The sequence below is a fragment of the Candidatus Streptomyces philanthi genome, assembly GCF_059553635.1.
Genome location: NZ_JCANQV010000225.1, coordinates 1 through 9,871 on the forward strand (window position 1 = coordinate 1; position 9,871 = coordinate 9,871).

Here is a 9,871-nt window from a genome sequence, read left to right on the forward strand (position 1 = left end):
CCCGGGCCTGCGCCGCCCACCCGCGGCCCCCGCGCCTGGGCATCGTGACGACCGACGCGCAGCCCGTCGCCGCCGACGACACCTGCGTCCCCGAGGGCGCCCTCTACTGGGGCTTCGGCCGCGTCCTGCGCCGCGAACACGCCGAACTGAAGCCCGTACTGATCGACCTGGCCTCCCGCGACGCGGAGCGCGCGGCGGCCTGCGCCACCGAACTGCTCACCGGCGACGGCACCGACCAGGTGGCGCTGCGCGGCGAACGGCGGCTGGTCGGCCGGCTCACCCACGCCGACGACGTCACGGACGGCACCACGGGCCTCGCCTGGCACACCGCCGAGCAGCCGTTCCGCCTCGTCCCCGACCGGCCCGGCTTCTGGGACGGCCTGGAGTACCGGCCGCTGGCCCGCCGCGAACCCGGCCCCGGCGAACTGGAGGTCGAGGTCGGCGCGTCCACCCTCAACTTCATCGACGTGATGAAGGCCATGGGCACCTACCCCGACGAGAGCGCGGGCGCCGATCTGCTCGGCCTGGGCAGCGCGGGCACCGTGACCCGCACCGGACCGGGCGTCACCGGCATCGCCGTCGGCGACCGCGTCGTCACCTGTGCCTTCGGCTCGCTCGCCTCGCACCAGACGGTCCCCGCCGACCATGTGCACCGCGTCCCCGACGGCATGGACGAAGCCACCGCCGCCGCCCTGCCCGCCGTCATGGCCACCGCCTGGTACGGGCTGCACCACCTCGCCCGCGTCGAGCCCGGCGAGACGGTCCTGGTCCACTCGGCGGCCGGCGGCCTCGGCCTCTCCGCCCTCCAGGTGGCCCGCCTCCTCGGCGCCGAGGTCATCGCGACCGCCGGCAGCGAGGACAAGCGCCGGTATCTGAGGGATCTGGGCGTCGAGCACGTCTTCGACTCCCGCGACCTCGCCTGGGCCGACCGGGTCCAGGAGGTGACCGGCGGCCGCGGCGTCGACGTCGTCCTCAACTCCCTCACCGGCGCCGCCATCACCAAGGGCCTCGACGTCCTCGCCGAGGGCGGCCGCTTCATCGAGGCCGGCAAGAAGGACATCTTCGGCGAACGCTCCATCAGCCTGCGGGCGTTCAAGAAGAGCATCAGCCTCACCGCCGTCGACCTCGCCGGGGTCATCACCCGCCGCCCCGCCCTCTTCGCCAAGCTGTTCGCCGAGGTCTGGGAGCGGGTCGCGTCCGGGGAACTGGAGCCGCTGCCGCTGCTGCGGTTCACCTTCGCCGACGCGCCCCGGGCGATGCGCGAGATGGCGCAGGGACGGCACATCGGCAAGTACGTCCTCACCGACCCCGCCACCGTCACCGCCGTGGCGCCGCAGCCGCTGCACGACGGCCGCTTCCGCGCCGACGGCACCTACCTGATCACCGGCGGCCTCGGCGCCCTCGGCCTCTCCCTCGCCGAGTTCATGGCCGGCCGCGGCGCCGGAGCCCTCGCCCTCGTCGGCCGCTCCGCGCCCGGCGCCGAGGCCGAGGAACGCCTCGCCGCGCTGCGGGCCGCGGGCGTGACGGTGGAGACCTTCCAGGCGGACGTCTCCGACGCCGACGACATCCGCCGGGTGCGGTCCAAGCTGCCCCCGCTGCGCGGCGTGGTGCACGCCGCCGGACTCCTCGACGACGCCACCGTCCAGAACCTGACGCCCGCCCAGGTGACACGCGTCCTGGCACCGAAGGTCGACGGGGCACGCCACCTCGACGCCGTCACCGAAGGCGACCCGCTGGACTTCTTCGTGATGTTCTCCTCCGCCGCCGCCCTGATCGGCAACCAGGGCCAGGCCGCCTACGCCGCCGCCAACGCCTTCATGGACGCCTTCGCCCAGGCCCGGCGCCGGCGCGGACTGCCCGGCCTGAGCGTCCAGTGGGGCGTGGTCGACGACGTCGGCCTCGCCGCCCAGGAGGGCAACCGCGGCGCGCGCCTGGAGGAGCGCGGCATGGCCGGCTTCGGCACCGACGAGGCATGGCGCGCTCTGGAGCACTTCCTCGGCGGCGGCGAACAGGTCGTCTCCTACGTACCGCTCCGCCTGCGCCAGTGGTTCGACGGCAACCCCGAGACCACGTCGATGGAGAGCTGGAGCACCCTGTGGCAGGCCGTGCGGGACGGCAGCGCCTCCGGCAGGACCGGCGGTGCCTTCCTCACCGAACTCCGCGAGGCCCCGGCCGACCACCGGCAGGCCATGCTGGAGGCCAAGGTCCAGGAACTCGCGGGCCGCGTCCTGCGCCTCGACCCGAAGGCCATCGACCGCGACACCCCCTTCAAGGCGCTGGGCTTCGACTCCCTGCTCAGCCTGGAGATGCGCAACCGGCTCGAAGCCGTCACCGGCCTCTCGCTCTCCCCGACCCTGCTGTGGACGTACGGCAGCGCCCAGGCGCTCGCCGGGGTCCTCGCCCAGCAGCTGTTCGGCGACCCGGCGGACGACAAGGACTGAACGACGATGCCAGCCAACGACGCCACCGCGCGCCCCACGCCCCTGACCCGGGCCCTGGAGACGATCCAGAAGCTGCGCGCCCAGCTCGACGAGCGCAGCGGCCATCAGCCGCTCGCCCTCGTCGGCGCCGGGCTCCGCCTCCCGGGCCGGATCAGCGACCTCGACACGTACTGGACCGCGCTCGCCGAGGGCCGCGACCTGACCCGCCCGCTCCCCGACGCCCGCAAGGGACCGTTCGCCGCGTCCTTCGACAAGCTGCCCCGGCACGGCGGATACCTCGACGACGTCATGGGCTTCGACGCCGCCTTCTTCGGCATGGGCGACGACGAGACCCGCCACATGGACCCGCAGCAGCGGCTGCTGCTGGAGGTCGCCTGGGAGGCGCTGGAGAACGCCGCGCTGCCGCCCGACCGCCTCGACGGCACCCGCACCGGCCTCTTCGTCGGCATCACCGGCCAGGACTACTGGGACTGGCAGACCGGCGACCCCGACACCCACTGGGCCACCGGCAACGGCCACTGCTTCGCCGTCGGCCGCCTCGCCTACGCCATGGGCCTCGACGGCCCCGCCATCGCCGTCGACACCGCCTGCTCCTCGTCGCTGGTCTCCGTCCACCTGGCCCGCCAGGCCCTCGACCGCGGGGAGTGCGACGTGGCCCTCGCGGGCGGCGTCAGCCTCGTCCTGTCGCCGCGCGCCACCACCCTGCTCGACGTCACCGGCTCCCTGTCGCCCGACGGCCGCTGCAAGGCGTTCGACGCGCGGGCCAACGGCTTCGCCAGGGGAGAGGGCTGCGGAATCCTCGTCCTCAAGCGGCTGCCCGACGCGCTGCGCGACGGCGACCGCATCCACGCCGTGCTGCACGGCTCGGCGGTCAACCAGTACGGCCGCTCCACCGGCTTCACCGCCCCCAACGTCCTGCGGCAGACCGACCTCATCGAGACCGCGCTCAAGGACGCCGGCCTCGAACCCGCCGACATCGGCTACGTCGAGGCCCACGGCACCGGCACCTCCCTCGGCGACACCATCGAGATGGAGGCCATCGTCGCCGCCCTCGGCCGCGGCGACGGAGCGCCGCTGCGCGTCGGCGCCGTCAAGGCCAACATGGGGCACCTGGAGACCGCCGCCGGAGTCGCCTCCCTGCTCAAGGCCGTGCTCTGCCTGCGCCACCGGGCAGCGCCCCCGCTGCCGCACCTCGAACGCCTCAACCCCCTCATCGACCTCACCGGCAGCCGCGTCACCCTGCCCACCACGCTGGAACCGTGGGAGGACGACCGCGCCCGCCACATCGGCGTCAGCGCCTTCGGCATGGGCGGCACCAACGCCCACCTCATCCTCGGCCCGGCACCGGAACAGACCGCCCACGACGGGCCCGAGGAGGTGCGCGGCTTCGAACTCGCCGCCAAGGGACCCGAGGCGCTCCGCGCCCTCGCCGACCGCTTCCACACCCACCTGACCGGCCTCCCCGACGACGGCTACGCCGCCTTCGCGTACACCGCCACCCACGGACGCGCCCGCCACCGTGACCGCGCCCGCGTCACCGCCACCACACGCCAGGAGGCCCTGGCCGCCCTGCGGGCCCTCGCCGACGACCGCGAGTCACCCGCCGTGACCCGCTACGAAGGGGACCGGTCCGACGACGCGGCCACCGCGCCCCGCCGCGCGGTCGCCGACCTGCCGCCCTACCCGTGGCAGCGGCGCCCGTTCGCCCCCGCCGTGACCGCCGACGACGTCGTCGCGCCGTTCTCCACCGGGACGCCCGCCCCCGCGGCGCGGCCCTCCGCGGCCGACACGTCCGGCACCCCGGACGAACCCGCCGCGCCGTCCGCCGGCGAGGCCCTGTTCACCGTCCGCTGGGAGCAGGCACCCGGCCGTCCCACGGCACCGGAAGGGCAGGACGCGGGCCGCTGGCTGGTGTTCGCCGGCCCCCAGGACCTCGGCGGCGCGCTGCGCGACCGCCTCACGGCCCGTCGGGGCACCGGCGTCCTGGTGACGCCGGGCACCGGGTACCGGAAGCTGGCCGACGACCACTACGAGGTGGACCCGTACAGCGCCGAGGACCACACGGCCCTGCTCGACGCGGTCAACGCCGGGGGAGCCGGGCCCTGCGCCGGGGCGGTGCACGCCTGGGGCGCGGACCTGCCCGCCTTCGACGGCTCCGGCGCCTCCGTACGGCACCTGGCCCGCGCCCTCGCCGGGAGGAAGGCGGCGCGGCTGCTGCTGGTCACCCGCGGCGCCCAGCGGACCGCCGACGAGGACGCGCCGCCGCGCCTCGACCAGGCACCGCTGTGGGGCCTGGGCAGGGTCCTGCTCCAGGAACACCCGGACCTGTCCACCACCCTCCTCGACCTCGCCCCCGCCACGGACCCGCGCGACGCGGAACACGTCCTCGCCGAACTGCTGCGCCCCGAGCCGGAAGGACAGCTCGCCCTGCGCGGGACCGACCGCCTCACACCCGTCCTCGGCGCACGGGAGACCGACGGGGACGGCGCCTGGCCGCGCCGCCCCCTGGACGCGGGCGAGGACGGCAACCACCGGCTGCTGGCCGAGAACCCCGGCATCCTCACGAGCCTGACGCCCAGCGTCTGGCACCGCACCCCGCCCGGCCCCGGCCAGGTCGAGATCGAGGTGGCCGCCGCCGGACTCAACTTCAGCGACGTCCTCAAGGCCATGGGCGCCTACCCCGGCGCCACCGGCACCGTCCCCCTCGGCGCCGAGTGCGCCGGACGCGTCAGCGCGGTCGGGGAGGGCGTCACCGGCCTGAGCGTCGGCGACACCGTCATGGCCGTCGTCGCCTCCGGTATGGCCCGCTACACCACCACCGAGGCGCACCTGGTGGCGCCCTGCCCCAAGGGCCTCACCGACGAGGAGGCCGCCGCCACCCCCATCGCCTTCCTCACCGCCCTCCACGGCCTGGAGTACCTGGCCCGGCTGCGCCGCGGCGAGAAGGTCCTCGTCCACGCCGCCACCGGAGGCGTCGGCCTCGCCGCCCTCATGGTGGCGCGGCGGGCCGGCGCGGAGGTGTACGCGACGGCGGGCACCGAGGAGAAGCGGGCGCTGCTGCGGGAGATGGGCGTCGCCCATGTGATGGACTCGCGGACCCTGGCGTTCGCCGACGAGATCCGCGAGCGCACCGGCGGATACGGCGTGGACGTCGTCCTGAACTCGGTGACCGGCCGCGCCCTGGAGGCGAGCCTGGAACTGCTGGCCCCCAACGGGCGGTTCGTCGAGATCGGCAAGCGCGACATCTACGACGACAACCCCGTCGGCCTGGGACTGCTCAAGCACAACCGCTCCCTGTTCGCCGTGGACATGGAACGCACCTTCTGGGAACAGCCCGCGATCGTCACCGAGTTGTACGCCTCCGTCGCGCGGGGCTTCGCCGACGGGGACTTCACGGCGCTGCCCGTGACCGGATACCCGTACGGCGAGGCGGCGGCGGCCTTCGGCCGCATGGCGCAGGCCCGGCACACCGGCAAGATCGTGCTCTACCCCGGCGACCTCACCGAGGCCGCCGTGCCGCCGGGCACGGGCGCGGTCCGGGCCGGGGCCACCTACCTGGTGGCCGGCGGCTTCGGCGACCGGGCCCTGGGAACCGCCCGTTACCTGGCCGAGCGCGGCGCCGGCCACCTGGTGCTCGCCGGCCCCGGCGACCCGGGACCGGCCACGGCGGACGCCCTCAAGGACACCGGGGCCCGCGCCGAGGCATGGACGGCCGACCTGTCCGACCCGGTACAGGCGGCCGACGTCCTCGCCCGCATCGACAAGGAACTGCCGCCGCTGGCCGGCGTCACCGTCGTCACGGAGACCGCCGAGGCGCAGGACACGGCGGACGGTGACGCCCTCGCGGCCGCCGCGCACACGGCCGAGAGCGCCCGCACCCTCCACGAGGCCACCCTCGACCGGGAACTGGACCACTTCGTCCTGTACTCCCCGGCCGCCACCGTCCTCGGCACCGAGGGACGCGCCGCGGACGCCGCCGCCGGGGCCTTCCTCGACGCGCTGGCCCGGCACCGCCAGGCCCAGGGCCGCCCCGCCCTCGGCCTCACCTGGGACCCGTGGACCGGCGGCACCCCCCTCGGCGCGCGGGAGGCCGGCGCCGTCCTCGACCGGCTCCTCGGCTCCCCGGCCGGACAGGTCTGCGTCCTGCCGCCCGGCCCCGACGGCACGGCCCCCGGACCGTTCGCCCCCGGCGGGGCGGCGCACGCCGGGCAGGCCGCCGCCCTCCGCGAGGAGATGCTGGCGGTGGAACCGGGCCGGCGCCGCAGGGCCGTCCTCGCACGCCACTGCGTGGAACTGGCGGCACTGGTGCTCGGCGGGGACGGGCAGACCGTCGACCCGGCCGCGCCGCTGGCGGGCCTCGGGTTCGACTCCATGCGCTCCCTGGAACTGCGCACCCGGCTGTCCCGGTCCCTCGGCGTCACCCTGCCGGCCACGCTGAGCTGGCGCTTCCCCACCCTCGACGCGATGGTCCCCTATCTCGCCGAGCAGATGGGCGTCCCCCTGGAGGCCGCGCCGCCGGCCCCGGACACGCCCGCCGCGCCAGGGCCCGCGGCACCCCCCGCCGAGGACGACGACCTGGAGTCGCGGCTCGGGGACCTGTCCGACAGCGAAATCGAAGCCCTCCTCCTCGCCAAGGCCGACCAGTTCGACGAAGGACGCCAAGCATGAGCACCCAGGAAGACAAGCAGACGTCGGGCGCGGCCCTCAAACGCGCGCTTTTGACCATGGACCGGATGCAGCGCGAACTCGACGAGCACCGGAGGGCCAAGAGCGAGCCCATCGCGATCGTGGGCGTCGGCTGCCGCTTCCCGGGCGGGGTCACCGGCCCCGACTCGTACTGGCGGCTCCTGAGCGGCGGCACCGACGCCATCACCGAGGTGCCCGCCGACCGCTGGGACGCGGACGCCTTCTACGACCCCGAGCCGCGCACCCCCGGCAAGCTGCACACCCGCTGGGGCGGGTTCCTCGACCGCATCGACCGCTTCGACCACGACTTCTTCGGCATCTCCCGCCGTGAGGCCGTGGCCATGGACCCGCAGCAGCGGCTGTTCCTCGAAGTGGCCTGGGAGGCCCTGGAGAACGCCGGGCAGCCCCCGCACGACCTGGCCGGCACCGACACCGGTGTGTTCCTCGGCATGTGCACCAACGACTACGCCACCCATGTCTTCCGGGACCCGGCCGACATCGCCCCGCACGCCAGCACCGGCACCGCCCACAGCATCACCACCGGCCGGCTGTCCTACCTCCTCGACCTCAAGGGCCCCAGCCTCACCGTCGACACCGCCTGCTCCTCCTCGCTCGTCGCCGTCCACCAGGCGTGCCAGAGCCTGCGGCTGGGCGAGTGCGACCTGGCGCTGGGCGGCGGCGTCAACGCCGTCCTCTCCCCGCACCTGGGCATCTCGTTCTCCCAGTTCCCCGAGATGCTGTCCGCCGACGGCCGCTGCAAGACCTTCGACGCCGCCGCCAACGGCTTCGTCCGCAGCGAGGGCTGCGGCATCGTCGTCCTCAAGCGGCTCTCCGACGCCCTGCGCGACAACGACACCGTCCTCGCCGTCCTCCGCGGCTCCGCCGTCAACCAGGACGGCCGCAGCTCCGGCCTGACCGCCCCCAACGGCGCGGCCCAGCGCGAGGTGCTGCGCCGGGCCCTGCGCGCCGCGGGCGTGGAACCGCACGAGGTCGGCTACGTCGAGACGCACGGCGCGGGCACCAAGCTCGGCGACCCCATCGAGGTCGAGGCACTGGCCGACGTCTACGGCCGCCCGGACGGCGCGCCGCTGCTGCTCGGCGCGGTGAAGACCAACCTCGGCCACCTGGAGGCCGCGGCCGGCATCGCCGGGCTGATCAAGGCCGCGCTCGTCCTCGACCGCGGCACCGTCCCGCCCAACCTGCACTTCGGCAGCCTCAACCCGCACATCAGCTTCGACGGGACCACCTTCGCCGTCCCCACCCGGGAGACGCCCTGGCCCGTCGAGGGCGGCCGCCGTCTCGCCGGCGTCAGCAGCTTCGGCTTCAGCGGCACCAACGCCCACCTCGTCCTCGAACAGGCCCCCGACCGGCCCGCGCCCGCCGCCGACGAGAGCCGCCCCCGGTCCGTGCTCGCCCTGTCGGCGACGACCGACGCCGCCCTGCGCAAGCTGGCCCGCCGCTACCAGGACCGGCTCACCGACGGCACCGCGACCACCACCGCCGACCTGTGCTTCGCCGCCAACACCGGCCGCTCCCACTTCCCCCACCGGCTCGCCGCCACCGGCGGCAGCAAGGAGGAGATCGCGGACGCCCTCGCCGGCTACGTACGCGGCGACGACCCCGACGACGGGCTGCTGCTGGGCGACCCCGACGCGCCCACCGCCTCCGACGTCGTCTTCCTCTTCACCGGCCAGGGCCCGCAGCGCGCCGGCATGGCCCGCGAACTGTACGAGACCCAGCCCACCTTCCGGGGGATCATCGACCGCTGCGACGAGATCCTGCGCCCCCACCTCGCCACCCCGCTGCTCTCCGCGATCTACCCGGACGACCCCGAGTCCCGCGTCATCGACGAGATGACATACGCCCAGCCCGCGCTGTTCGCCGTGGAGTACGCGCTCGCCGAACTGTGGCGCTCGTGGGGCGTGGAGCCCGCCGTGGTGCTCGGCCACAGCCTCGGCGAGTACGCCGCCGCCTGCTTCGCCGGGATGATGTCCCTGGAGGACGGGCTGCTGCTGGTCAGCGAGCGCGGGCGGCTGCTCCAGCAGCTCGCCAAGTCCGGCGCCATGGCCGCGATCGCCGCCCCCGCCGACCAGGTCGCCGAGGTGCTCGCCGGCCACGAGCCGTCGCGGATCTCGATCGCCGCCGTCAACGGGCCCGCCAACACCTCCGTCTCCGGCGACCGCGAGGCCGTCACCGCCGTCTGCGAGACGTTCGACGCCCGCGGCACGGACACCAAGATCCTGCGGATCTCCACCTCCTCGCACTCGCCGCTCGTCGACCCCGTCCTCGGCCCGCTGCGCGCCGCCGTCGAACAGGTCACCTTCAGCCCGCCGCGCATCCCGCTGGTCTCCAACCTCACCGGCACCCTGTGGCCGTGGGACCAGGCGCCCGACGCCGACTACTGGTGCGACCACGCCCGGCAGCCGGTCCTCTTCGCCGACAGCGTCGCCACCCTCCACGAGATGGGCTACCGCACCTTCCTGGAGGTCAGCCCCGCCCCCGTCCTCCTCGGCCTCATCGGCGACAGCCTCCCCGCCGACCACGACGCGCTGATGCTGCCCAGCCTGCGCCCCAAGCACGGTGACTGGGAGACCCTGCTCGACGCCGTCGGACAGCTCTACGTCCAGGGCGCCGGCATCGACTGGGCCGGCTTCGACCGGGACTACACCCGTACCAGGACCCAGGTGCCCCGCTACCCCTTCGCCGCCACCCGCTGCTGGCACGAGCCGAGCAACCCCGGAGCC

General features: G+C 75.0%; 3 protein-coding genes. All 3 read left to right on the forward strand.

The window, feature by feature from the left end:
* Positions 1–2,441: SDR family NAD(P)-dependent oxidoreductase (locus AC51EU_RS22310; RefSeq protein WP_496268807.1), on the forward strand; the 2,441-nt coding region annotated here is incomplete at its 5' end.
* Positions 2,442–2,447: 6 nt separating this feature from the next.
* Positions 2,448–7,109, forward strand: a complete 4,662-nt coding sequence (locus tag AC51EU_RS22315) for a beta-ketoacyl synthase N-terminal-like domain-containing protein (RefSeq protein WP_496268808.1) — start codon at positions 2,448–2,450, stop codon at positions 7,107–7,109.
* The coding region (locus AC51EU_RS22320; RefSeq protein ID WP_496268809.1) for a type I polyketide synthase at positions 7,106–9,871 on the forward strand (2,766 nt) is incomplete at its 3' end. The genes AC51EU_RS22315 and AC51EU_RS22320, both read left to right, overlap by 4 nt.